Annotated in this window: 23 protein-coding genes; 14 read left to right on the forward strand and 9 right to left on the reverse strand. The window is 70.5% G+C overall.

Annotated elements, in window-relative coordinates; translation table 11 throughout:
* Window positions 1–17: 17 nt before the first annotated feature.
* The 4 genes from OCS65_RS25000 to OCS65_RS25015 are packed head-to-tail and all read left to right on the forward strand — an operon-like array spanning window position 18 to window position 4163.
* Window positions 18–1133 (forward strand): acyl-CoA dehydrogenase family protein, encoded by a 1116-nt coding sequence (locus tag OCS65_RS25000; RefSeq protein ID WP_065923040.1) that lies wholly within the window; start codon window positions 18–20, stop codon window positions 1131–1133.
* Between the two features lie 59 nt (window positions 1134–1192).
* Window positions 1193–2827: a long-chain-fatty-acid--CoA ligase gene (locus tag OCS65_RS25005; RefSeq protein ID WP_263510383.1), complete on the forward strand. Its 1635-nt coding sequence runs from the start codon at window positions 1193–1195 to the stop codon at window positions 2825–2827.
* A gap of 56 nt (window positions 2828–2883) precedes the next feature.
* A complete protein-coding gene (locus tag OCS65_RS25010; RefSeq protein WP_263507963.1) occupies window positions 2884–3375 on the forward strand; it encodes a DUF6194 family protein in 492 nt (163 codons plus the stop codon).
* Window positions 3376–3392: 17 nt separating this feature from the next.
* A complete protein-coding gene (locus OCS65_RS25015) occupies window positions 3393–4163 on the forward strand; it encodes a MerR family transcriptional regulator (RefSeq protein ID WP_050034580.1) in 771 nt (256 codons plus the stop codon).
* Window positions 4164–4234: 71 nt separating this feature from the next.
* Here the strand turns inward: OCS65_RS25015 and OCS65_RS25020 are convergent, their stop codons facing one another.
* Genes OCS65_RS25020 through OCS65_RS25030 form a run of 3 tightly spaced genes read right to left on the reverse strand, consistent with a single transcriptional unit; the run spans window position 4235 to window position 8242 of the window.
* Entirely contained in the window at window positions 4235–5452 is a 1218-nt protein-coding gene (locus tag OCS65_RS25020; RefSeq protein ID WP_263507965.1) for a cytochrome P450, read from the reverse strand.
* Between the two features lie 10 nt (window positions 5453–5462).
* Window positions 5463–6575, reverse strand: a complete 1113-nt coding sequence (locus OCS65_RS25025; RefSeq protein ID WP_263507967.1) for an NAD(P)H-dependent flavin oxidoreductase — start codon at window positions 6573–6575, stop codon at window positions 5463–5465.
* 11 nt (window positions 6576–6586) lie between these two features.
* On the reverse strand, window positions 6587–8242 hold the full coding sequence (locus OCS65_RS25030) for an acyl-CoA synthetase (protein ID WP_072634281.1): 1656 nt from the start codon (window positions 8240–8242) through the stop codon (window positions 6587–6589).
* Window positions 8243–8319: 77 nt separating this feature from the next.
* On the opposite strand from OCS65_RS25030, the gene OCS65_RS25035 reads away from it, so the two are divergent.
* On the forward strand, window positions 8320–9174 hold the full coding sequence (locus OCS65_RS25035) for a crotonase/enoyl-CoA hydratase family protein (protein WP_006937836.1): 855 nt from the start codon (window positions 8320–8322) through the stop codon (window positions 9172–9174).
* A gap of 68 nt (window positions 9175–9242) precedes the next feature.
* Here the strand turns inward: OCS65_RS25035 and OCS65_RS25040 are convergent, their stop codons facing one another.
* Window positions 9243–10202 carry a nitrite reductase large subunit NirB family protein gene (locus OCS65_RS25040; protein WP_029541024.1) on the reverse strand — a complete coding sequence of 320 codons (960 nt, stop codon included), beginning with the start codon at window positions 10200–10202 and terminating at the stop codon, window positions 9243–9245.
* 165 nt (window positions 10203–10367) lie between these two features.
* On the reverse strand, window positions 10368–11405 hold the full coding sequence (locus OCS65_RS25045) for an LLM class F420-dependent oxidoreductase (RefSeq protein ID WP_065923041.1): 1038 nt from the start codon (window positions 11403–11405) through the stop codon (window positions 10368–10370).
* Between the two features lie 90 nt (window positions 11406–11495).
* Here OCS65_RS25045 and OCS65_RS25050 point away from each other — a divergent pair, with 90 nt between their 5' ends.
* From OCS65_RS25050 to OCS65_RS25075, 6 genes are read left to right on the forward strand one after another with little or no spacing between them, the layout of a single operon-like run.
* On the forward strand, window positions 11496–12473 hold the full coding sequence (locus tag OCS65_RS25050) for a Zn-ribbon domain-containing OB-fold protein (RefSeq protein ID WP_006937828.1): 978 nt from the start codon (window positions 11496–11498) through the stop codon (window positions 12471–12473).
* A 16-nt stretch (window positions 12474–12489) separates the two neighbouring features.
* Entirely contained in the window at window positions 12490–13551 is a 1062-nt protein-coding gene (locus OCS65_RS25055; protein WP_006937826.1) for a thiolase domain-containing protein, read from the forward strand.
* Window position 13552: 1 nt separating this feature from the next.
* A complete protein-coding gene (locus OCS65_RS25060) occupies window positions 13553–14728 on the forward strand; it encodes a thiolase domain-containing protein (RefSeq protein WP_006937825.1) in 1176 nt (391 codons plus the stop codon).
* Between the two features lie 12 nt (window positions 14729–14740).
* Window positions 14741–15619 carry a TIGR03619 family F420-dependent LLM class oxidoreductase gene (locus OCS65_RS25065; protein ID WP_072634321.1) on the forward strand — a complete coding sequence of 293 codons (879 nt, stop codon included), beginning with the start codon at window positions 14741–14743 and terminating at the stop codon, window positions 15617–15619.
* Window positions 15616–16044, forward strand: coding sequence for a nuclear transport factor 2 family protein (locus tag OCS65_RS25070; protein ID WP_161995578.1), 429 nt, complete (start codon window positions 15616–15618; stop codon window positions 16042–16044). The genes OCS65_RS25065 and OCS65_RS25070 overlap by 4 nt, the downstream gene beginning before the upstream one ends.
* Before the next feature lie 9 nt (window positions 16045–16053).
* A complete protein-coding gene (locus tag OCS65_RS25075; RefSeq protein ID WP_043797485.1) occupies window positions 16054–16653 on the forward strand; it encodes a nucleotidyltransferase family protein in 600 nt (199 codons plus the stop codon).
* On the opposite strand, the gene OCS65_RS25080 is transcribed toward OCS65_RS25075, so the two are convergent.
* The 3 genes from OCS65_RS25080 to OCS65_RS25090 form a co-directional block, all read right to left on the reverse strand.
* Window positions 16634–18070 carry an MFS transporter gene (locus OCS65_RS25080; RefSeq protein ID WP_263507972.1) on the reverse strand — a complete coding sequence of 479 codons (1437 nt, stop codon included), beginning with the start codon at window positions 18068–18070 and terminating at the stop codon, window positions 16634–16636. The genes OCS65_RS25075 and OCS65_RS25080 overlap by 20 nt on opposite strands.
* A gap of 104 nt (window positions 18071–18174) precedes the next feature.
* Window positions 18175–19746: an FAD-binding protein gene (locus OCS65_RS25085; protein ID WP_263507974.1), complete on the reverse strand. Its 1572-nt coding sequence runs from the start codon at window positions 19744–19746 to the stop codon at window positions 18175–18177.
* 344 nt (window positions 19747–20090) lie between these two features.
* Window positions 20091–21344: a cytochrome P450 gene (locus OCS65_RS25090; protein ID WP_029541008.1), complete on the reverse strand. Its 1254-nt coding sequence runs from the start codon at window positions 21342–21344 to the stop codon at window positions 20091–20093.
* A gap of 182 nt (window positions 21345–21526) precedes the next feature.
* Here OCS65_RS25090 and OCS65_RS25095 point away from each other — a divergent pair, with 182 nt between their 5' ends.
* The 3 genes from OCS65_RS25095 (at window position 21527) to OCS65_RS25105 (ending at window position 23904) form a co-directional block, all read left to right on the forward strand.
* Entirely contained in the window at window positions 21527–22690 is a 1164-nt protein-coding gene (locus OCS65_RS25095; RefSeq protein WP_029541006.1) for a steroid 3-ketoacyl-CoA thiolase, read from the forward strand.
* A gap of 1 nt (window position 22691) precedes the next feature.
* On the forward strand, window positions 22692–23165 hold the full coding sequence (locus tag OCS65_RS25100; protein ID WP_231772014.1) for a nitroreductase family deazaflavin-dependent oxidoreductase: 474 nt from the start codon (window positions 22692–22694) through the stop codon (window positions 23163–23165).
* Between the two features lie 79 nt (window positions 23166–23244).
* Complete coding sequence (locus tag OCS65_RS25105) at window positions 23245–23904, forward strand: GNAT family N-acetyltransferase (protein WP_029541002.1); 660 nt, start codon at window positions 23245–23247, stop codon at window positions 23902–23904.
* Window positions 23905–23974: 70 nt separating this feature from the next.
* Here OCS65_RS25105 and OCS65_RS25110 read toward each other — a convergent pair whose 3' ends face one another.
* On the reverse strand, window positions 23975–24889 hold the full coding sequence (locus OCS65_RS25110; protein WP_065923050.1) for an SDR family oxidoreductase: 915 nt from the start codon (window positions 24887–24889) through the stop codon (window positions 23975–23977).
* Window positions 24890–24907 lie beyond the last annotated feature (18 nt).

The raw sequence follows: 24907 nt of genomic DNA on the forward strand, positions 1-24907 counted from the left end.
ACCGGAAGGGACAAACCGTGGACTTCACCCTCACCGAGGCGCAGCAGGACCTCGCCGGCCTCACCCGCCGCATCGTCACCGAGATCGTCACCAATGACCACCTGCGCCGGCTCGACGCCGCCGACGACCGCATCGACCACACCCTGTGGGACGCGCTCGCCTCCTCGGGCATCCTCGGCGCGGCACTGCCCGAGTCCGTCGGCGGCGACGGCTTCGGACCGCTCGAACAGACGAGCATCCTCACCGAACTCGGCCGCGGCGTCGCCGCCGTCCCCTACCTGTCCTCGATCGTCGTGTCCGCCGCCGCCGTCGCCGAGTTCGGCAGCGACGCGCAGCGTCGCGACTGGGGCGAACCCGCCGCCACCGGCGAGAAGATCCTCACCGCCGCCCTCGAGGAGGAACTGAACGACGACCCCACGTCGCCGACCACCACGGCACGTCGCGCCGACGGCGGATGGATCGTCGACGGCACCAAGACCCTCGTCGACGCCGCGCCTGCCGCGGACCTGTTCCTCGTGCCGGCCTCGACCCCCGACGGCGTCACCGTGCTCCTCGTCCGTCCCGGCGATCCCGGCGTGACCGTGACCCGCCAGTACGACACCGGCCTCGGCTGCCTCGGGACGCTCACCCTCGCCGCGGCCTCCGTGCCCGGGGACCGCGCGCTCGGCACCGACGGCCACGCGGTCACCGTGTGGCTGCGCGACCGCGGGCTGCTCGGCTCGGCCGCATACCAGTACGGGGTGCTCGACCGGGCGCTCGAACTCACCGCCGGGTACGCCCGCGAGCGGGTGCAGTTCGATCGGCCCATCGGCAGCTTCCAGGCGGTGGCCCAGCGGCTCGCCGACGCCTACATCGACGTCAAGGGCGCCCGGCTCACCCTGTGGCAGGCGGCCTTCCGCGCGGAGGCCGGGCTGCCCGACACCGGGGAGCTGCGCACGGCCGCGTTCTGGGCCGCCGACGCCGGGCACCGCGTCGCGCACACACTCGTACACGTCCACGGCGGAGTCGGCCTGGACGAGGACCACCCCGTGCACCGGTACTTCCTGGCCGCCAAACACCACGAGTTCCACCTCGGGTCGGCCACCGCGCAGCTGCGGCACCTCGGCGCGTCCCTCGCGGAGGCGCCGGCGTGAGCGTCCCGATCAGCGGAACCGGCACCCCACCCGCCGCGGCGATGCCCCAGGATGCCGGCATGACCGACGTCCCCACCGTGACCGCGCTCCTCGAACGGCTCGCCACCGTCGACGATCGTGGCCTGCAGTTCGAGAACATGTCGCTGTCGTGGCGCGAGCACGTGCAGGCCGGCCGGGACCGGGCCGCCCTGTTGCACGAACTGCTCGACCCACGCAGACCCCGGCACTTCGGGATCCTCATGGACAACGTGCCGGAGTTCTCGATGCTGCTCGGCGCCGCGGCGCTGTCCGGCTCGGTGGTGGTCGGGCTGAACACCACCCGTCGCGGGCAGGCCCTCGCCCGCGACATCGCGCTCGCGGACTGCCAGGTGGTGTTCACCGAGGCCGCGAACGCGCGGCTGCTGGACGGACTCGACCTCGGCGGCGTCCGGGTGATCGACGTCGACTCCGCCGAGTGGGCCGATCTGCTCGCTCCCCACACCGGTTCCACCGCCGCGCCGGCGCCCGTCGCCGCGATCGATCTGTTCATGCTGATCTTCACGTCCGGCACCAGCGGCGACCCGAAGGCCGTGTGCTGCACCCACGAGAAGATCACCGGCCCCGGAGTGATGCTCGCGGAACGGTTCGGTCTCGGCGCCGACGACGTCGTGTACGTGTCGATGCCGATGTTCCACTCCAACGCGATGATGGCCGGCTGGGCGGTGGCGCTGGCGGCCGGGGCCGGGATCGCCCTGCGGCGCAGGTTTTCCGCCTCCGGCTTCCTGCCGGACGTGCGCCGCTTCGGCGTCACCTACGCCAACTACGTGGGAAAGCCGTTGTCCTACATCGTCGCCACCCCGGAGGAGCCCGGCGAGGCGGACAATCCCCTGCGCATCATGTACGGCAACGAGGGCACGGCGCCCGCGATCGCCGAGTTCCGCCGGCGGTTCGGCGCGACGGTCGTCGACGGGTTCGGCTCCACCGAGGGCGGCATCTCGATCTCCGCGGCGCCCGATGCGCCGCCCGGGGCGCTGGGACGGCTGCCCGAGGGCGTGCGGATCCTCGACCCGGACACCGGATCGCCCTGTCCGGTCGCCGAGTTCGATGCCGACGGCCGCATCCTCAACGCCGACGTCGCGACCGGTGAGCTCGTCAACGTCGCCGGGGCCGGCCTGTTCGCCGGCTACTACAAGAACCCGGAGGCCGACGCCGAGCGGGTGCGCGACGGCCGATACCACAGCGGCGATCTCGGCTACGCCGACGCCGACGGGTTCGTCTACTTCGCCGGCCGCAGTTCCGGCTGGATGCGCGTCGACGGCGAGAACATCGCGGCCGCTCCGATCGAGCGGGCCCTGCTCCGCTACCCGGGCTTCGCGCAGGTCTCGGTCTACGCGGTCCCGGATCCGCAGGTCGGCGACCGGGTGATGGCCGCGGTCATCCCGACCGCGGATTCCGCGTTCGACCCCGTCGCACTCGCCGGGTTCCTCGACGCGCAGGGCGATCTCGGCCCCAAGCAGCTGCCGACGCTGATCCGGGTGTGCCGGGACTTCCCGCGCACCGCCACGTTCAAGATCCTCACCCGCACGCTCAGCGCCGAGCGGTGGCACTGCGCCGACCCGGTATGGGTCCGCCGCCGCGGCGAGCGCGAGTTCACGCCGCTGACCGACGACCTGGCGGCCGAGTTGCAGCCGCAGGTCACCGGATCGGGCCGATAGGCGATCCGGCACGAGGACTTGAACCTGACGTTGCGTCAGGTCGTAGCGTCCGCCCCATGACGACGAACGAACCCCGATCCCTCACGGTGGACGACATCATCGACGTCGCGGCGGCCCTGCCCGGGGTGGTGGCGACGACGGCCGGGGAGGACAACGGCGCGCCCCGGCAGGCGTGGGGCGACACCTTCCTGTTCTTCGATCCGGATGGCACCACCCCCGCCGACCGCAGGTTCCCGTTCGCCACGGTCGTCGTCCACGACTACGACGGCTTCGACACCGCGTCCCACCTCGACCGGACGGGGGTGTTCCGGCTCAACGTCGCGGTCGGCCGCGACGAGTTCCGCGACCTGCTGGGTTACCCGCCGGCCGGGCACGCGCGGCACGGCGCCGCCGTGGACTACACCGCCCTCGATCTCCTGCTTCCCCATCGCGTGTACGCGCCGCAGGGGTGGGTGTCGATCCTGAACCCGGGCGTGCGCACCGCCGCACAGGTCCCCGGCCTGCTCGCCGTCGCCCACGCCCGGGCGGCGCGACGACACCGGCCGTGACGGCGCATCATCGACGTGTGGACGGCGAGTACACGGTCGGGGACGTCGCGCGGATGGCCGGCGTCTCGGTGCGCACGCTCCACCACTACGACCGGATCGGCCTGCTCGTGCCCCATGGACGCAGCGCCGGCAACCACCGCCTCTACTCGGCCGCCGACGTCGAGCGGCTGCGACGCATCCTGTTCTATCGCGCGCTCGACTTCGGCCTCGATGCCATTGCCGACATGCTCGCCGATCCGGGCGCGACCGTCGACGATCACCTCCGCCGCCAGCGGCGGCTTCTCGAACAGCGCCGGGACCACCTCATCGGTCTGCTCGCGGCGCTCGATCGCGAGCTCGAGGCGCGGCGCACGGGTGTATCGCTCACCCCTGAGGAGCAACTGGAGATCTTCGGAACCGACCGGTTCGCCGAACGATTCGCGGCCACCGAGCCGGACTGGCCGAATCACGACCAGTGGGAGCGGGCGGCGCACCGCGCCGCGGGGCACACCAGGGAGGACTGGGAGACGATCAAGGCCGAGGCCGACGCCGACATCCGAGCGTTCGTCGAGGCGATCGCGGCGGGCGAGCCGGCGGACGGACCGGTAGCGATGGATGCCGCCGAGCAGCACCGCCGCCACCTCGAACGCTGGTTCGGCCCGTGCAGTCCGCAGCAGCACTGCGAGATCGCGGCCCTGTATGTCTCCGGCGACGCCGCCACCGCCGAGTGGGAGGAGCTGGCGCCCGGGCTGCCGCGGTTCGTCCACGACGCGATCGTCGCGAACGCGCGGCGTGTCCGTGGGTCGTGACAGGGAGGTTCTCGTTCCGAGCGGGAGGATCCTGGTCGACGCACCCGCACGATGCCGCGACATACTCCCGCTCACCGCCACAACCTCCCGCTCGGCTGACGCAGGAGGGCGGGCAGGCTCACCCAGCCGCGGGTGAACGACGACTGCAGACGCACCCCCGATGCCGGATCGACCGACACGTGGGGATACCGGGCCAGCAACTCCTCGAGCGCAACCCGGGACTGCAGCTTCGCCAGGTGCGAGCCGATGCAGAAGTGGGGACCGCTGGAGAATCCGAGGTGCCGCGGAATCGGCCGGGTGACGTCGAACTGCTCCGCGGTGTCGCCGAATTCGCGTTCGTCGCGATTGGCGGCGCCGTAGAGCATCATCACCTTCTCCCCGGCCGGAATCGTCACCCCGTGCAACTCGACGTCACGGGTGGTGGTGCGCGCGAGTCCCTGCACCGATCCCTCCAGCCGCAGCGTCTCCGTCAACGCGCCCGGGATCCGGGAAGGCTCGTCGACGAGCAGGTCGCGCTGGCGGTGATCGGTGTCGAGCAGCATCACGGCGTGCGAGATCAGGTTTCCGGTGGTGTCGTTGCCGCCGGCCACCATGACGAAGCAGAACCCGAGGATCTCCCAGTCGGTGAGCAGTTCGCCGTCGGACTCGACGGTGGTCAGGGCGCTGATCAGGTCGTCGCCGGGTTCGCGGCGGCGCTCGCCGATCAGGCGCGAGAAGTACTCGAACATCTCGGCGACGGCGTCAGGTGCGCTCATGGCGGCCACGTCGAATCCGCTGTCCTGCAACGCCGTCAGCGCGGCGACCCACGGATCGAACCGGGCCCGGTCGGCCGCCGGCACGCCGAGCATCTCCGCCAGGACGAACGTCGGGACGGTCGAGGAGAATTCGCGGTGCAGATCGACCTCGGGTCGCCCGGCGAACGAATCGAGCCGGCCGCGGACGAACCCGCGCACGGCGTCCTCGAGCGCCGCGACGCGCCGGGGCGTGAACCCCTTCGCGATCAGGCTGCGCAGCTGCCCGTGCCGCGGGGGGTCGAGCATGACGATCGTCGGGGCGAGACCCAGTGTGCCGATCTCGTCGGGAACGAACGTCAATCCCCCAGCGGACGAGTAGGTCTCGGTGTCGCGCACCGCGTTCCACACGTCCTCGAAACGGGACAGCACCCGGAACGGCGGAATGCCGTTCCGGGTGCTGACGTGGCGGTGCACCGGGTCCTCGTCCCGCAGCATCCGGTAGGCCGGGTAGGGGTCGGCCAGGAACTGCGGATCGAAGGGATCGTAGACGGTCACCACCGGTCCGTCACCGTGCTGCGTTCAACCGGTCCACGGCCCGCTCGTACCCCTCGACGAGCTCGGCCATGATCTCCGCGACCGGCCGGATCTCGTTCATCCGGCCGACGATCTGCCCGACGGGCATCGCGACGACCTCGGGATCGTCCGCGGCGGCGATCCGCTGGTGGGCTTCGCTCACGAGCAGGTTCTGCAACGGCATCGGCAGCGGCGACGGGGCATCGGGCTTCGACCATGCCTCGGTCCACTTCGTCTTGAGCAGGCGGGCGGGCTTGCCGGAGTAGATCCGCGAGCGGACGGTGTCCGACGATGTCGCGCCCAGCAGGGCCCGCTGGACCGACGACGGGCCGTCGGCGGCAGCGCCGAGCTTGTATTCGGAGGTGGTGAGCCAGTAGGAACCCATCCACACCCCGGACGCGCCGAGCGCGAGCGCGGCCGCGACCTGCCGCCCGGAGCCGATACCGCCGGCGGCAAGCACCGCCGCCGAATCGCCGAGGGCGTCCACGATTTCGGGCCAGAGCACCATCGAGGCCACCTCGCCGGTGTGCCCGCCCGCCTCGTACCCCTGGGCGATGACGATGTCGACGCCGTTCTCGACGTGCCGCCGGGCATGCTCGACCGCCCCGGCGAGCGCCGCGACGGGCACTCCCTTCTCGTGGGCGAGGTCGATCACGTCCTTCGGCGGGGAGCCGAGCGCGTTGGCGATGAGCGCGGGTCGGTGCTCGAGGGCGACGTCCACATGTGCGCGGGCGACCGAGTGCAGCCAGCCGAGGACGCCGGCCGCGTGTTCGGCGGACTCGTCGAGCGGCAGCACGCCGAGCTCGGCGAGGGTGCGCTCGACGAAGGCACGGTGCTCGGCGGGGATGAGCTTGTCGAGGTCGACGGCGGTGCCCTCGGTGGGAACCTTTGCGGGCATCACGACGTCGACCCCGTAGGGCTTGCCGTCGGTGTTCTCGTCCATCCAGGTGAGCACGGCGTCGAGCTCGTCCGGGTCGTTGAACCGGACACAGCCGAGGACGCCGAGACCACCGGCCCGGCTGATCGCGGCGGCGACGTGCTCGGACGGGGTGAACCCGAAGATCGGGTACTGGATGCCGAATTTCCTGCTGAGATCGGTGTGCATCCCGGTCCCTTCTAGCTCGCCGCGGCGGAGCCGTTGGTGTGGTGGTCGTCCGCTGGGCGCTGCTCGGTCTGTTCCTTGGCCCAGCGGTAGTCGGGCTTGCCGGCCGGCGAACGCTTGATGGCGTCGACGTACCAGACACTGCGCGGAATCTTGTAGCTGGCGATCTGCGTGCGGGCCACCTCGACGAGGTCGGCCAGCGTCGGGCGGGTACCGGCGCGGGGCGCGATCACGGCGGACACCCGCTGCCCCCAGCGCTCGTCGGGCACGCCGACGACGAGGACGTCGAACACGTCCGGGTGGGCCTTGAGGGCGCCCTCGACCTCCTCGGGGAACACCTTCTCGCCACCGGTGTTGATGCAGACGGACCCGCGGCCGAGCATGGTGACGGTGCCGTCGGCCTCGACCCGCGCATGGTCGCCCGGGATCGAGTAGCGGACGCCGTGGTACTCGCGGAAGGTCGCCTTGGTCTTGACCTCGTCCTTGTAGTAGCCGATGGGGATGTGGCCCTTGCGGGCGAGCACGCCCACCTGTCCGGAGCCGGCCTCGACCGGATTTCCGTCGTCGTCGATCACGGCCGTGGAGGCGTCGATCTTGACGGTGGGGCCACCCGAGTGGGCCTGGCCCTTGGCGACGATGCCGAGTCCGCCGAAGCCGGTCTCGGACGAGCCGATCGAGTCGGTGATCACCGTGTTGGGCATCAGGTCCAGGAAGCGTTCCTTCAGCGCCGGGGAGAACAGCGCGGCGCTCGACGCCATCGCGAACAGGGACGAAAGATCGTACTTCTCACCGGTTCCCGGACGTCCGCTCTCGAGCGCGTCGAGCATCGGGCGGCCCATCGCGTCGCCGGTGATGAAGATGACGTTGACCTTGTGCTCCTCGATGACGCGCCACACCTCGTGGCCGTCGAACTCGGGATGCATGATCACCTTGCCGCCGCTGAACAGCGACTGCAGCACCGCCCACTGGGCACCGCCGTGGATGAGCGGGGGGATCGGGAAACGGACCAGCGGCGGGCTCGCGGCACCGGTCTTTGCGAGTTCCCATTCGTCGGCGACGTATTCGCCCGTCATGAAGTTGATGCCGCCGCCGAGTACGCGCCACACGTCCTCCTGCCGCCACATCACGCCCTTGGGGCTGCCGGTGGTGCCGCCGGTGTAGAGGATGTAGAGGTCGTCGGCGCTGCGTTCGCCGAAGTCGCGCTCGGGTGAGCCCTGAGCCAGCGCGGACTCGTAGTCGACGCCCCCGTAGCTCGCGTAGTCGAGATCGGTGCCGTCGTCGACCACGACGACGGTGCGGATCTGCGGGCAGTGCGGCAGCACGGCGGCGACCTTGTCGGAGTAACGGCGCTCGTGGACGAGCGCGACCATGTCCGAGTTGTCGAAGATGTACTGCAACTCGTTCTCGACGTACCGGTAGTTGACGTTCACCATCACGGCACGAATCTTGAACACCGCGACCATCGCCTCGATCGCTTCGATGGTGTTGCGGGAGTAGATACCCACCTTGTCACCGGGCTTCACGCCCCGTTCCTGCAGATAGTGGGCGAGCCGGTTGGCGCGCTCCTCCACCTGCGCGTAGGTGACCTCACGTCCGTCCGACGCGAGCGCGACGCGGTCGGGAACGAGGTCGATTGCGTGCTCTACGAGGTCTGCGATGTTAAGGGCCACGTCACAAAAGTAGAACGTGTTACCGTTTCTGACAAGACCCGGATGAGATCCAGTTCACAACCCCTCAGGAGTCCTCAGTGTCCACCACCGCATCGGAAGTTTCCGGCATTTCGGCAGACGCCCCGCACTGCCTCGTCGAGCAGCGCGGCTCGGTCCTGATCGTGACCATGAACCGGCCCGAGGCGCGCAACGCCCTGTCCGGCGAGATGATGGCGATCATGGCCGAGGCCTGGGACCGCGTCGACAACGATCCGGAGATCCGGGTGGCCATCCTGACCGGCGCCGGCGGCGCGTTCTGCGCGGGCGCCGACCTCAAGGCGATGAACCGGTCGGCCCCGGGCGACAAGTTCGAGCAGGGCGAGCGAAGCGACGGGAAGGGCAAAGGCGGTGGCTGGGATCTGTCCAGGCTACCCGCACTGCTGAAGGGCCGTCGCCTCACCAAGCCGTTGATCGCCGCGGTCGAGGGCCCGGCCATCGCCGGCGGCACCGAGATCCTCCAGGGCACCGACATCCGCGTCGCCGGGGAGAGCGCGAAGTTCGGTGTCTCCGAGGCCAAGTGGGGCCTGTTCCCTCTCGGCGGCTCGGCGGTGCGGCTCGTCCGCCAGATCCCCTACACGATCGCCGCCGACATCCTGCTCACCGGCCGCCACATCAAGGCCGCCGAGGCCAAGGAGATCGGCCTGATCGGCCACGTCGTCCCCGACGGCCAGGCTCTCGACAAGGCCCTCGAGATCGCCGGGACCATCGCCGCCAACGGCCCCCTCGCCGTCCAGGCCATCCTGAAGACCATCCGCGACACCGAGGGCATGCACGAGGAGGAAGCCTTCGAGATCGACGCGAAACTCGGCGCCGAGGTCTTCAAGAGCGCCGACGCCAAGGAAGGCCCCCGCGCGTTCACCGAGAAGCGCACCCCGAAGTTCACCGGCGCCTGACGGGCCGGAGGCCCGGGCCGAGCGAATGTATCGCTCACCTCCGTAGTCCGACGGTATGGTCCATTCGCTCAGCCCGGTGCCACCGTCCGTAGTCGCACGTCGGGCCGCGGCCGAGAGGCCGCGAGCTCGTAGTGCCGGCGCAGGTCGTCGACGACACGCCTCGGTGACCGCTCCACCGCACTCGGGATCGTCGGCAGCACGATGATGCCCGCGTTCTGCATGCGGGTCCGGCGCTCGATCGTGTCCTTGTACGCCTTGGGCGACAGGTGCCACGCGAGGGAGTCGATGTCCCAGGCCATCGCGACGTCGTCGATCCAGCCGTCAGGTCGTGCGATGAACCCGCCCCGGGAGTCGAGAACATCGCGGTTGAACACCATCTCGGGCAGACCGCTGCGTTCCCATAGCTCCCGGGCCTTCGCCTCCGCCACCGAGTGGACGTTGGCATCCACCTCCCGGAGCACCCGCCGCGGCAGAGCCGAACCCCGCCCGCTCCCCTCCGCCAGTTCCTCCTGCAGCGCTGCCACCGACACCGCTCCACGCTGGACGGCCGAGGCGATCAACGACCGCGTCGCATCGAGAGTGGTGCACCGGCGCGCGGCGTCGAGCAGGGCACGTTCGATGGGAGCACACCGGATGCCATTACGTATCAAAGGGTCCGGAATTCGGGTTGTCCGCTCGACGAGGACGAATCCGGCCGACTGCACGCGACGATTCGCCGGGAGCAGCACGTGGACGTCGTATTGTTCTCCCGCCAGTCCATGTTCTCCGAGCGCCGATCGTCCGGTGAGTACGGCGTCGTCGCCGACGTACTTCATGGCCGCGATCGTGCGTTGCCGAGCCGACGCCGGTCCGTTTCCGAGCATCACGATGCCCGGCAGCAGCCGTTGCCAGGGACCACCCGGACGGCACCGCTCGTGAATTGCCGACCCCGACACTCCGACACGACGAAGCACGGCGTCGCGAACCACACCGCTGTCGCCCAGCCGGCCCAGTGCCTCCGGATCCCCCGCCCACTCACCCCTTCTCATGGACCTACAGTGCGCCGCTCGATCGGATTCGTGTGGCCGCGGAGCGTGCATTCGTCGAATCTGTGGAGCAACTCGCCGACTGTGGACAACCTCCCCACCGAGCGAATGTGGCATCCCGTCGATCTGAGGAGGTGAACGATACATTCGCTCGGGGGAAGCGGGCGCCTACCGCAGCACGACGTCCGCCAGGGAGCGCACGTGCTCGGCGTCGCGGCAGCTGACGAGCAGCATCGTCACGCCGGCGTCGGACCAGCGCTTCACGCCGGCGCGCACCTCGTCGCGGTCGCCGATGATCATCGTCTCGGTGACCATCTCGTCGGGAATCGCGGCGGCGGCCTCGTCCTTGCGGCCCGCGCGGAACAGGGCGGTCACCTCGTCGACCACGTCACCGTAGCCCATGCGCCGGTACACCTGGGCATGGAAGTTGAGTTCGGGGGTGCCCATGCCTCCGACGTACAGGGCGGTGACGGGCTTGAGGCCGGCGATGGTCCCCGTCCGGTCGTCGGTGACGACGACCTGGCAGGTCGCGGCGATCTCGAAGTCGTCGCGGGTGCGCCGGGCGCCGGGCCGGCCAAAGCCCTCGTCGAGCCACTCGTCGTACATCGGGGCCAGGCGCGGGGAGTAGTAGATGGCGAGCCAGCCGTCGGCGATCTCGGCGGTCAGCGCGACGTTCTTGGGCCCCTCGGCGCCGATCCAGATGGGGATGTCGGCACGCAGCGGGTGCGTGATCGGCTTGAGCGGCTTGCCGAGCCCGGTGGCGCCGGGTCCGTCGTACGGCAGCGGGTAGTGCGGGCCCGGGTTGGTCACCGGCTCCCGGCGGGCCAGCACCTTGCGCACGATCGAGACGTACTCGCGGGTGCGGGCGAGCGGCTTGGCGAACGGTTCGCCGTACCACCCCTCGACGACCTGCGGCCCGGACACGCCGAGCCCCAGGATGTGCCGCCCGCCGCTGAGGTGGTCGAGGGTGATCGCGTGCATGGCACAACTGGTGGGGGTGCGGCCGGAGATCTGCACGACGGACGTGCCGAGCCGCACCCGCCGCGTGCCCGAGCCCCACCACGCGAGCGGCGTGAACGCGTCCGAGCCCCACGACTCCGCGGCGAAGACCGCATCGAAACCCTCCGCCTCGGCGGCGGCGACGAGCTCGCCGGCGTTCGCGGGCGGCTGCGCCCCCCAGTAGCCGAGTTGCAGACCCAGTTTCATTGCACACCATTCCTTTCGGGGCGGACCGGGGACACCGCTGCTCGGACGGTACCCTTGCCACCATCTCTAGAACCTGTTCTACTCGAAGTTGTGAGCCTGGGAAAGAGCGCGATCGCGGAGAAGCCGCTGAGCGCACCACTGAACCTGAAGTTCGACTACACCCGATCCACGGGGCCGACCGTCGGCGCGTTCGTCACGGGCCTGCGCGACGGGCGCATCCTCGGCGCCCGCGGCTCGGACGGGCGCGTCCTCGTGCCGCCCCCGGAGTTCGACGCGGTCACCCACGAACCCCTCACCGACTTCGTCGAGGTGGGGCAGTCCGGCACGGTGCGCAGCTGGACGTGGAACCCCGAGCCGCTGCCGGGCCAGCCGTTCGACCGGCCGTTCGCGTGGGCGCTGATCCAGCTGGACGGGGCCGACACGACGCTGCTGCACGCGGTCGACGTCCCCGGTCCCGAGGACATGAGCACCGGGATGCGGGTACGCGTGCGGTGGGCCGACGACCGCGCCGGTCACATTCGTGACATCGCAGCCTTCGAACCGGGCGAGGCCGAGACCGTCACGGTCCGGACGGACGCCTCCGGCGAGCCGGTGACGATGATGATCACGCCGCTGGATCTGCACTACACGCACAGCGCGTCCTACGAGGAGTCCTACTACCTGCGCGCGCTGGCCGAGGGCAAGCTGATCGGCGGCCGCACCGGACCGGGCGGCAAGGTCTACATCCCGCCGCGCGGCGCGAACCCCACCGACGGCATCCCCACCCGGGAGCAGGTCGAGGTGTCCGACAAGGGCATCGTCACCACGTTCTGCATCGTCAACGTGCCGTTCCTCGGCCAGCAGATCACGCCGCCGTACGTCGCGGCCTACGTGCTGCTCGACGGTGCGGACATCCCGTTCCTGCACCTGATCCTCGAGTGCGACGCCGCCGACGTCCGGATGGGCATGCGGGTGGAGGCGAAGTGGCGCCCGCGCGAGGAGTGGGACTACACGCTGCGCAACATCGAGTACTTCCGGCCGACCGGCGAACCGGACGCCGACTACGAGACCTTCAAACACCACCTGTAAGGGAGCCGCGCCCACCATGACAGACATCGCAGTCGTCGGCTTCGCGCAGGCACCCCACGTGCGCGAGACCACCGGCACCACCAACGGCGTCGAAATGCTCGTCCCCTGCTTCCGGGAGCTGTACTCGAAGCTGGGAATCACCAAGTCGGACATCGGTTTCTGGTGCTCCGGTTCGTCCGATTATCTCGCGGGCCGGGCGTTCTCGTTCATCTCGGCCGTGGACGCGATCGGCGCGGTGCCGCCGATCAACGAATCCCACGTCGAGATGGACGCCGCCTGGGCGCTGTACGAGGCCTGGGTCAAGCTGATCACCGGGGAGGTCGACACCGCCCTGGTGTACGGCTTCGGCAAGTCGTCGGCCGGCACCCTGCGTCAGGTCCTCGGCCTGCAGCTCGACCCGTACCTCGTCGCCCCGCTCGGCCTCGATTCCGTGTCCCTCGCCGGGCTGCAGGCCCGGTTCGGGCTCGACGCCGGCAAGTGGACGGCGGAGGACATGGCACAGGTCGCGGTGCGCGCGCGGGCAGCCGCCAAGGACAACCCGAACGCCCAGATCAGCGGCGACTTCGACGTCGAGGAGCTGCTGGCCCGGCCCTACGTCGCCGATCCGCTGCGGGGGCACGACTGCGCGCCGGTCACCGACGGCGCCGCCGCGATCGTGCTCGCCGCCGGCGACCGGGCCCGTGAACTGTGCGAGAACCCCGCCTGGATCACGGGCATCGAGCATCGCATCGACTCGCCGAACCTCGGCGGCCGCGACCTGACGACCGCGCCGTCCGCGTCGGCCGCCGCGCGGGCCGTCACCGGCGGTGACACCGCGTTCGACGTCGCCGAACTGCACGCGCCGTTCACCCATCAGGAGCTGATCCTGCGCGAGGCCCTCGGCCTCTCCGACGCGACGGCGGTCAACCCGACCGGCGGCCCGCTCACGGGTAACCCCATGTTCTCCGGCGGCCTCGAGCGCATCGGCTGCGCCGCGCAGGCGATCATGGCCGGGCGGGCCGGGCGGGCCCTCGCACACGCGACGAGCGGTCCTGTGCTGCAACAGAATCTGGTAGCCGTTCTGGAGGGACGTAACTGACATGGCCAAGCAACTCGCGGCTGTCCTCGGCACGGGGCAGACCCACTACGTCGCCAAGCGGCACGACGTGTCCATGTCCGGCCTCGTGCGCGAGGCGATCGACCGCGCCCTGGCCGACTCGGACGTCGGCTGGGACGACATCGACGCGGTCGTGATCGGCAAGGCCCCCGACCTGTTCGAGGGCGTGATGATGCCCGAACTGACCATGGTCGACGCGATCGGCGCCACCGGCAAGCCGATGCTGCGGGTCCACACCGCCGGTTCGGTCGGCGGGTCCACCGCCAATGTCGCCGCCAGCCTCGTGCAGGCCGGCGTGCACCGGCGGGTGCTGGCCGTGGCGTGGGAGAAGCAGTCCGAGTCGAACGCGATGTGGGCGCTGTCCACCCCGGTGCCGTTCACCATGCCGGTCGGCGCCGGCGCCGGCGGCTACTTCGCCCCGCACGTGCGCTCCTACATCCGCCGATCGGGCGCACCCGAGCACATCGGCGCGATGGTCGCCGTGAAGGACCGGCTCAACGGCGCGAAGAACCCGTACGCGCACCTCAAGCAGCCGAACATCACGCTCGAGTCGGTGCAGGCGTCGCAGATGCTGTGGGATCCGATCCGCTACGACGAGACGTGTCCGTCGTCGGACGGCGCGTGCGCCGTCGTGATCGGCGACGAGGACTCGGCCGCGGCGGTCGAGGCGCAGGGCCGGAGGGTCGCGTGGATCCACGCCACCGCGATGCGGACCGAGCCGACCACGTATGCGGGACGCGACCAGGTCAACCCCGAGGCAGGCCGGATGGCCGCGGCGGCGCTGTGGCAGGCCGCGGGTATCACCGACCCGCTCACCGAGATCGACTGCGCCGAGATCTACGTCCCGTTCTCGTGGTTCGAGCCGATGTGGCTCGAGAACCTCGGCTTCACCCCGGAGGGCTCCGGTTGGAAGCTCACCGAGGCCGGGGAGACGGCCATCGGCGGTCAGCTGCCGGTCAACATGTCCGGCGGTGTGCTGTCCTCCAACCCGATCGGCGCCTCCGGCATGATCCGGTTCGCCGAGGCCGCGATGCAGGTGATGCAGCGCGCCGGGGAGCATCAGGTCGACGGCGCACGCAAGGCACTCGGGCACGCGTACGGCGGCGGCTCGCAGTACTTCTCGATGTGGGTCGTCGGCTCGGACCGACCGGAACGATAGGCACGGACCGTGGTGGACTTCACCGTCGGCGTCGCGATGACGCCCCTCGACCAGCTCACCGGCCTCGCCCGCACCGCCGAGGAGTGCGGGTTCCGGTCGATCGCGCTGCCCGACTCCCTGTTCTACATGGAGAAGCAGACCGTCGACTACCCGTACACCCCCGACGGGTCGCGGATGTGGACCGAGGACACGCCCTGGGCGGACCCACTGATCGCCGCGGCCGCGATGGGGGCGGTCACGTCGACACTCCGGTTCTACACCCAGGTCCTCAAGCTCGGCTCGCGCAACCCGGTGCTGCTGGCGCGCCAGGTCGGCTCGGTGGCCAACCTCACCGGTAACCGCTTCGGCTTCGGAGTGGGAATCGGCTGGGCCCCGGAGGAGTTCGAGTGGTGCGGGGTGCCGTACGCGCGGCGCGGCAAGCGGGTGGACGAGATGATCGACGTCATCAAGCTCATCCTCGGCGGCGGCATGGTCGAGCACCACGGCGAATTCTTCGACTTCGACCGGCTGCAGATGAGCCCCGCCCCCACCGAACCCGTGCCGTTCTACATCGGCGGCCACACCGACGTGGCGCTGCGCCGGGCGGCGCGCGTGGGCGACGGCTGGACCTCGGCGATGATCCGGTTCGACGACCTCGTGCAGGTGATCGCCCGGCTGCGGGAGCTGCGCGCCGAACACGGCCGCGCCGACGATCCGTTCGAGATCCAGGCGGTGTGCGTGGACCGGTTCGGCCGTGCCGGGTACGCCGAGCTCGAGGATGCCGGCGTCACCGACATCATCGTGGTGCCGTGGATCTTCGACGGGCACGGCTTCGACAGTCCCCTCGAGGCGAAGCAGGAGTCCCTGCACCGTTTCGCCGACAGGTACATCCACGGAAGGGCATCGGCATGAGCGAGGAACACCCGGCCCGGGTCGCCGCGCGGGCGTCGCAGGCGGCGGCAAGCGGTAAACGCAAGGACGAGTGGCTCGCGTTGTTCGCCGAGAACGGTGTCGTCGAGGACCCGGTCGGTCCGTCCGGATTCGATCCGGAGGGCAAGGGCCATCACGGCCGCGAGGCGATCTCGCGGTTCTACGACATGACCATCGCGAACACCGACAAGCTCGAGTTCCTCGTCGACGACGTGCTGGTGTGCGGCGACGAGTGCGTCAACATCGGCACCATCCGCACGACCCTCGGCGGCAACGTGATCGACGCCGAGGGCGTGTTCGTCTACCGCGTGGACGACGACGGCCGGATCGCGTCGCTGCGCGCCTTCTGGGAGGTCGAACGGGCCATGGCGACGGTTCGTCCCGCAACCGAGGAAGCACGCGGCTAGAGTCCGGCCATGACCGTCGCCGGGATCGTCCTCGCGGCAGGGGGCGGCACGCGGCTGGGCGGGCGCGCGAAAGCGCTGCTCCCCCACCGCGGCCGCCCCCTGTTGCACACCGTGGTGGCCGCGCTCGCCGACGGCGGCTGCGACGAGGTCACGGTGGTCGCCGGCGCCTACGCCGACGACGTCGTCGCCGCGTGTCCGCCCGGCGTCCGCTCCGTCGTCAATCCGCGCTGGGCCGAGGGGATGTCGACGTCGCTGCGGTGCGGGGTGGACGCCACGACCGGCCACGACGTGATCGCGCTGACGGTCGTCGACTTCCCCGGCATCACCGCCGAACTCGTCCGCACCGTACTCCTCGCGCACCGCCCGGGCACGATCACCCTGGCGGTGTTCGGGGACCGCCCCGGGCATCCCGTGGTGTTCGACCGCCGCGACGCCGAGGCGGCGGCCCGCGAGGCCGTCGGCGACGAGGGAGCCCGGCGATTCCTCACCCGCAACCGCGACCGGGTGCGACGGCTGGACTGCACGCGCCTCGCCGATCCCGGGGACATCGACGTCCCCGACGATCTGACGCTGCTGGACGGGCCGGGAATCACGCCCGCCGATACCTGATCGCCGAACCCAGCCCGATCGTCACGGCGCAGGAGAGGACCAGCATCGCGCAGACGGCCCCGAGCGCGGCCACTGTCGGCGTCGCCGTCCCGGGCAGCACCAGGGACGCGAGCAGGAGCGAGGCGAGCGAGGTGCCCACCGCCGACGCCGCGGTGCGCAGCACCGTCTGGCTGCCGGCCATCTCGCTGGTGTTGTGCTCCGGGACGGACTCGACGAGCAGGTTCGGCAGCGCCGTGTACGCGAACGCCGTCGCCACCGACACGGCCACGACCAGCAGCGTCATTCCGATCACCGATGCGCGGAAGAAGAAGAACCCGGCACACGCGACGAGGAACATCACGCTGCCTAGCAGCAACGACGTCCGCGCCCCTACGGCGGCGGCGATCCTGCCCGCGACCGGGGTGAATGCCATGCCGATCATCGCGCCGACGAACGACAGCGTTCCGGCGTAGGTCGGCGAGAGTCCCAGGCCGAACGGCGCGGTGGCCGGGCTCTGCATGATGATCGGGATGATCATCGTCCCGACGCCGATCGGTCCGACGCCGAGTGCGACCCCGGCGAGCATCGTCAGGGCGACGTTGCGCTCGGCGAGCAGGCGCAGGTTCACGATCGGAGACGTCCGGCCCAGTTCCCACCACACCCAGCAGGCGAACACCGCGGCGCCGAGGACGATCGGACCCAGCACGCGGGCGTCGCTCCAGCCCCAGGAGCGGCTCTGGGTCAGACCGAACAGGACGGACGCCACCGACACCGCCAGGCCGACCGCGCCGACGACGTCGATCGGTTGCCGCCGAGCGGTGCGGCGCCGCCACGGCAGCACGGCCTCGACCAGGAAGAGACAGACGAGCGCGTAGCCGGCGGCGACGACGAAGATGTACCGCCAGTCGCCCAGGTCGATGAGGACGCCGGCGACCAGCAGGGAGGCCGCGCCGGCCGCGACGGCCGACCCGGAGATCAGCGCGACCGCCATGGGGACGCGCTCGGCCGGCAGGTGTTCGCGGGCCAGGCCGATGCACAGCGGCAGGATCGCTCCGGCCACACCCTGGATCGCCCGGCCGGCGATGATGGCCTCGAGGGTCCCGAACGCCATGCTGACGACGGAGCCGGTGGCAGCGCAGGCCAGCACGAACATCAGCACCCGTTCGCGGCCGTACATGTCGCCGAGCCGGCCGCACACCGCCGCCGAGGCCGCCGCCACCAGCAGAAACGCCGTCACGGTCCATCCGACCGCGGAGGCGTCCGCCTCGAAGACGCGGGCGAACGTCGGCAGCGCCGCGTACATCATCGACGTCTCGAATGCGCTGATGACCTCGACGGCGATGAGGATCGCCACCACCGCCCCCACGGGCCGGGTCCGCTGGTAACGGCGTTCGGCACGGGTCGAGGGGGACCGTTCGGGTGCCAACGATGTGCTCATGAAAGCTCCTACGTACTGGTTCGTCGCTCCCGAACCGTACGGTCGAGCAGACGCGAGTGTGACGCAGGACCCACTGAGCGGGACCCGGGCCGGCCGGTGCGGCTTTACGCTCCGGCCATGTCCCGGACCGCCAGGTGGGCGAACAGCGCGCTGGTGCCGATCGGGTTCCCGCCGCCGGGGTAGACCGTGCCGCTCGGGGCGGCCATCGTGTTGCCCGCCGCGTACAGCCCGGCGATGGGCGCCCCGGCGCCGTCGAGCACGCGGCCGACCGTGTCGGTGCGCAGTCCGCCCTTGGTGCCGAGGTCCGAGATGCCGAACTGCGCGGCGTGGAACGGCCCCTTCTCGATCGGGCTCAGCGCCGAACCGCCGCCGGTGAACGCCACGTCGTAGGGCTCGTCCCCGCGGCCGAAGTCCTCGTCGACGCCGGTGGCGGCGAGGCGGTTGAACCGCGCGACGGTCGCCTCGAGCGCCTCGGCCGGCACCCCGATCAGGTCGGCGAGTTCGGCGAGCGTGTCGGCGGTCTTCCACAGTCCCGCCGCCTCGTACTTCTCGGTCTCCACGAGCGGCACGTTTGTCGCCGCGATCGGCGGCACGACGCCGCCCCGGTCGTCGTAGATCATCCAGAACGGCAGCGTCATCTCACCCTTGTCCATCCGGGCGATGATGTCGCGGCCGAGCCGGTCGTAGGGCGCGTACTCGTTGGTGAAGCGGTTGCCGTCCTGGTCGACGAAGATGCCGCCGGTGAAGCACAGCGCGAAGGCCGAGCGCCCGTCGGGGTGGGTCAGCCCCGGCGACCACCACGCCTCGCTCATCAGGTCGACGTCGGCACCGATCGCGATGGCCGCCTGGTGGGCCTTGCCGAGGTTGGACCACGGCCCCATCGAATCGCGGGCCGCGCCGGGAACGCCGTACTGCGCGCGCATCTCGTCGTTGTGGTCGAATCCGCCGGCGGCGAGCACGACGCCCTTGCGGGCCCGCACCGCCCGCCGCTGGTCGCCGTGGGAGACGATCGCGCCGACCACGGCGCCGTCCTCGACGACGAGTTCCTCGAGCGCGGTGTTCCGATGCAACTGCACGTTCGGGTACTTGCGCATGGCGAGCAGGAACCGGCCGATGAGGGCACGTCCGCCGATCAGCTTGTCCGGCAACGGATCCCCGTTGCGCTCGCGACCCAGCGGCCCGCGGACGGACTCGTTGAGTTCCGGGTCGTCGACGACGGACCGCGGGGTCGGCGCGATGTGACGGCCCTTCGCGCTGGCCTTGGGAGCCTTGCCGAAGTAGTCCGGCCACGGGTAGGCGGTGAACTCGATGTCCTCGTCGGCCTCGAGATAGTCGATCAGGGGAGCGCCGCCGCGCACATAGGCGTCCTGCAGGTCGCGGGGGGTGCGGTCGCCGACGACCGCGTGATAGTAGGTCAGGGCGTCGTCGATGGTGTCGTCGTCACCGGCACGTCGCAGCACCGCATTGGTGGGGAACCAGACCCCGCCGCCGCCGGAATATGCGGTGGTGCCGCCGAAGTACTCGGAGGCCTCGACCAGGACGACGGACAGTCCCTCGCGGGCAGCGGTGTAGGCGCCACAGCAGCCGCCGGCGCCCGATCCGACGACGAGGACGTCGCATTCTTCCGCCCATTCCACCATGTTCGATGCCTTTCGCCGATTCCGTTCCAGGAGCACGTGACACTATTTCCGCAACCGCGGCGCGCGGGAGGAGACGTCTCACTGGGTGGAACAACAGGCACGGCCCCTGCTGCGCGGGTTCTCTCGGGGCTCGGCGCCGAGTCCCGCTGTTCGGCCCGCGCAGGCCGGACCCGGCACGGCGGCGGTCGCGCAAACAGGTCCCGGCCAGTAGGACCGAAAGCCGGGGGCGCCTCGGCGGCCGAATACTGTGGGCGAGCACCCCGCCCTCACCCCCAATTTCGGCGGGGTGCACCCATGCCGCCGGCTCCCGCAGCCCCGCTCACACGGAAAGCGCGGCGGCGCCGGGGGATTCCCGATCTCTCGGCGCCGCCCCACCCGGGTCAGTGCTCGACCGGGCAGCCGCCCTGCGTCTTGTAGTCCACCCGGAACTCCTTGATGCCGTTGAGCCAGCCGGAGCGCAGCCGCTTCGGATCGGCGACCTTGGTGATGTCGGGCATGTAGTCGGCGATCGCGTTGAACACGAGGTCGATCTCCATCCGCGCCAGGTTCGCGCCGAGGCAGTAGTGCGCACCGGTACCGCCGAAGGCGAGGTGCGGGTTGGGATCTCGCAGGACATCGAAGGTGCGGGGGTTCTCGAACACCTCTTCGTCGTTGTTCGCCGACGCGTACAGCATCACGACGCGGTCGCCCTTGCGGATCGTCCGGCCGCCGAGCTCGGTGTCCTCGAGCGCGGTGCGCTGGAACGACGTGACCGGCGTGGCCCAGCGGATGATCTCGTCGGCCGCGGTCTTCGGCCGGTCCCGCTTGAAGATCTCCCACTGCTCCGGGTTGTCGAGGAACGCCGCCATCCCGTGCGTGATCGCGTTGCGGGTGGTCTCGTTGCCGGCGACGGCGAGCACGATGAAGAAGAAGCCGAATTCCTCGGGCGAGAGCTCGTCACCGTCGATGTCGGCCTCGATCAGGGTGGTGACGATGTCGTCGGCCGGGCACTCCTTGCGGGCGGCGGCCATCTGGTACGCGTAGCCGAGGACCTCCATCGACGCGGCCGCCGGGTCGGCGGTGTTGTCCGGGTCGTCGTAGCCGGTCATCTGATTCGACCACTCGAAGATCTTGTCGCGGTCCTCCTGCGGGACGCCGATGAGTTCGGCGATGGCCTGCAGCGGCAGCTCCGCGGCGACCTGAGTGACGAAGTCGCCCCCGCCGGCCCGGCAGGCCTCCTCGACGATCTTCTTCGCGCGGGCGTTCAGCTCGTCGCGAAGGCCGTTGATCGCGCGCGGGGTGAAACCGCGGGCGACGAGCTTGCGCAGCTTGGTGTGCTCGGGCGCGTCCTTGTTGAGCAGGACGTGGCGCTGCAGTTCGATGGCCTCGCGCGGGATGTCGTCGTTGAACCGCGGGATCGCGGTGTTCTCCCAGTTGGAGAACACGTCGCTCCGGCGGGAGACCTCACGGACCTCCTCGTGCCGGGACACGACCCAGAATCCCTCGTCGTGGAATCCGCCGACGTCCGGGGATTTCTTGTTCCACCAGACGGGGGCCGTCCTACGCAGCTCGGCGAACTCCTCGAACGGCATCCGCTCGGCGTAGAGATCCGGATCGGTGAAGTCGATGTCTTCGGGGATGTTGGGCTGCGCCACTGAATTCTCTCCTGCCCTGACGAGTGCACCGTGTCGTGATGTGGAACACGTTCTAAAAGCATTCAAGCACAGGGCGGCCCGCAGGCCAAGGAATCGCCAAGTCCCGATCATTCGGACCCCGCCTTGTCTGCCCCGGAAACCTGTTCTACTTTGCGAGGACAAGGACCAGAAAGGAGCCCACCGTGGGCACACCAGTCATCGTCGAGGCGGCACGCACCCCGATCGGCAAGCGCGGCGGCTGGCTCGCCGGCCTGCATGCGGCCGAGCTTCTCGGGGCCGCACAGAGCGGACTGATCGAGCGCGCGGGCCTCGATCCCGCCCTCGTCGAGCAGGTGATCGGCGGGTGTGTCACCCAGGCCGGCGCGCAGTCCAACAACATCACCCGCACCGCGTGGCTGCACGCCGGCCTGCCGTGGCAGGTCGGCGCCACCACGGTCGACTGCCAGTGCGGGTCGGCCCAGCAGGCCAACCACCTGATCGCCGGACTCATCGCCACCGGCGCCATCGACGTCGGCATCGCCTGCGGCATCGAGGCGATGTCGCAGGTGCCGCTCGGCGCGAACGTCGGCGAACTCGCCGGCCCGCGGCGGCCCGAGTCGTGGAACATCGACCTGCCCAACCAGTTCGAGGCGGCCGAGCGCATCGCCCGCCGTCGCGGCATCACCCGCGAGGACGTCGACGCGCTCGGCGTCCGGTCGCAGGCGCTGGCCAAGCAGGCGTGGGACGAGGGCCGCTTCGACCGCGAGGTGCTGCCCGTCGTCGCGCCCGTCGTCGACAAGGAGGGCACCCTCACCGGCGAGAAGCAGACCGTCGCCCGCGACCAGGGCCTGCGCGAGACGACCACGGAATCGCTCGCGAAGCTGAAGCCGGTCCTCGACGGTGGCATCCACACCGCCGGCACCTCGTCGCAGATCTCCGACGGCGCTGCTGCGGTGCTGCTCATGGACTCCGACCGCGCCGCGGCGCTCGGCCTGAAGCCGCGGGCCCGGATCGTCTCGCAGGCCCTCGTCGGCGCCGAGCCCGAGTTCCATCTCGACGGCCCGGTGCAGGCGACGAGCCGCGTCCTCGAGAAGTCCGGCATGACGATCGGCGACCTGGATCTGTTCGAGGTCAACGAGGCGTTCGCGTCGGTGCTGCTGTCGTGGGCGCGGGTGCACGAGCCCGACATGGACAAGGTCAACGTGAACGGCGGCGCGATCGCGCTCGGCCACCCCGTCGGCTCGACCGGCTCGCGGCTGATCACCACCGCGCTGCACGAGCTCGAGCGGCGCGACGGCGCCACCGCGCTGATCACCATGTGCGCGGGCGGCGCGCTGGCCACCGGCACGATCATCGAGCGGATCTGACATGAAGGGGCCCGCCGCGCCGAAGGGTCTCGACTCGAAGTGGACCGTGCCGATCATCAAGTGGATGTCGCGCGCCAACGTGGCGGCCTATCAGGCCACCGGCGGCCGGATCGGGGGAAAGTGGCGGGTGGGCAGCGCCTTTCCGTGGGGCATCCCCGTCTGCCTGCTGACCACCACGGGCCGGAGGACGGGACGGCCGCGGACCGTTCCGCTGCTGTTCCTCGAGGACGACGAGCGGGTGGTGCTCGTCGCGTCCCAGGGCGGCCTGCCCGAGCACCCGCTGTGGTTCCGCAACATCCAGGCCGATCCGCGGGTGACCGTGCAGGTGAAGTCCCGGGTGCGGCAGATGACGGCACGGGCGGCGACGCCCGAGGAGCGGTCGCACTACTGGCCGCGGCTGGTGGCAATGTACGCGGATTTCGACAATTATCAGTCCTGGACGGATCGGGTCATCCCGGTGGTGGTGTGCGAGTGACCCTCGCGGGAGCCGGCACGACCGGGCACGAACCAGTGGGGTGCCCGGTCGAGCTGCTCTCGAGAAGGGATGTCACCCGATGACAACCGCGAACCACGATCAGGTACTCGACAAGCGGGAGATCGCGGCGGCACTGCTGCGCGCGCTCGAACGCCGGCACGAGGTCCTCGATGCCATCGTCGAGAGCAACGACAGGGCCGAGGCCGTCGCGACCGTCGCGCGGCTGCTCGACACGGACGAGTTCTGCGCCGAAGCGGTGCTCAACCTTCCGTTCCGGCGGCTGACCAAGGCGGAGCGCAAGAAGATCCGGGAGGAGCTCGACGACCTCGACGCGGTGCTCAAGTGGACGCCCGCCGAGCGTCCCTACGCCACCGGCGCCCATTTCCGGCTGCGTCAGTTCAGCGACAGCGAGCCGGACCGCGAGCTGTTCCGCGTCCGGTGCGAGGAGCAGCTCGGCGACGCGGGTGCAGCGCGGGTGGAACAGGAGCGCGCCGCCGGCCTGTCGCGCATCGACGACGAGTCCGCGGTGTGGCTGGTCGCCGAGGACCTGTCCGGCACCGAACCCAAGCCGGTCGGCTTCGCGTTCGGCGAGCTGCAGGGCCATGAGGTCGACGTCGCGATCTGGGTCCACCCGGAGCTGCGCAAGCAGGGCTACGGCACCGCGACCCTCAAACACGCCCGCACCGAGCTGGCCGCGTACTTCCCCGGCACCACCATCATCGTCCGCTCGCCCGCGTAGGCGGCTGCGCCGCCGGTGCGTCCTTCGGGTCGTTCCCACCGCCCAAAGGACGCACCGGCAGCTTCGCTGCCTACGCCCCGTAGACGGGGGTGGGGGGCTCGCTGCGCGCGATCAGCTTCTCCACCACCGGGCCGAGTTCCTTCGGATCCCAGCGCTCGCCCTTGTCGATCGCCTCACCGTGCCGCCAGCCGTCGGCGACGGAAACCCTGCCGCCCTCCACCTCGAAGACCCGGCCCGTGACGTCCTTCGACTCGGCGCTGCCGAGCCACACCACCAGCGGTGAGACGTTTTCCGGGGCCATCGCGTCGAAGCCCTGTTCCGGGGCGGCCATCGACTCGGCCATCGCGCCCCCCGCGCCCACGGTCATGCGGGTCCGGGCGGCCGGCGCGATCGCGTTGACGGTGACGCCGTACCGGGCGAACTCGGCGGCCGCCTGGATCGTGAGGGCCGCGATCCCGGCCTTCGCCGCGGCATAGTTGCCCTGGCCGATGCTGCCCATCAGGCCGGCGCCCGAGCTGGTGTTGACGATCCGCGCGTCCACCGGGTTGCCGGCCTTTGCCTCCCCGCGCCAGTACGCCATCGCGTGCCGCATCGGGGCGAAGTGACCCTTGAGGTGCACCCGGATCACGGCGTCCCACTCCTCCTCGCTCATGTTGGCGAGCATGCGGTCCCGCAGGAATCCCGCATTGTTGACCAGGACGTCGAGCCGCCCGAAGGCGTCCAGGGCCGTCTGCACCAGGTTCTGTGCGCCGGCCCAGTCGGCGACGTCGTCGCCGTTGACGACGGCCTCGCCGCCCGCCGCCCGGATCTCCGCGACGACCTGCTCGGCGGGGCTCTCCCCCGTCGCGGAACCGTCCGCGCCGGCCCCGATGTCGTTGACCACGACCTTCGCGCCCTCGGCCGCGAAGGCCAGCGCGTGGGCCCGCCCGATGCCGCGCCCCGCGCCGGTGACGATCACGACGCGCCCGTTGACCAGTCCACTCACTTGTCTTCTCCTCGAATA

This window comes from Rhodococcus aetherivorans, assembly GCF_025722975.1.
In the GTDB taxonomy this organism is placed as follows: Bacteria; Actinomycetota; Actinomycetes; order Mycobacteriales; family Mycobacteriaceae; genus Rhodococcus; species Rhodococcus aetherivorans.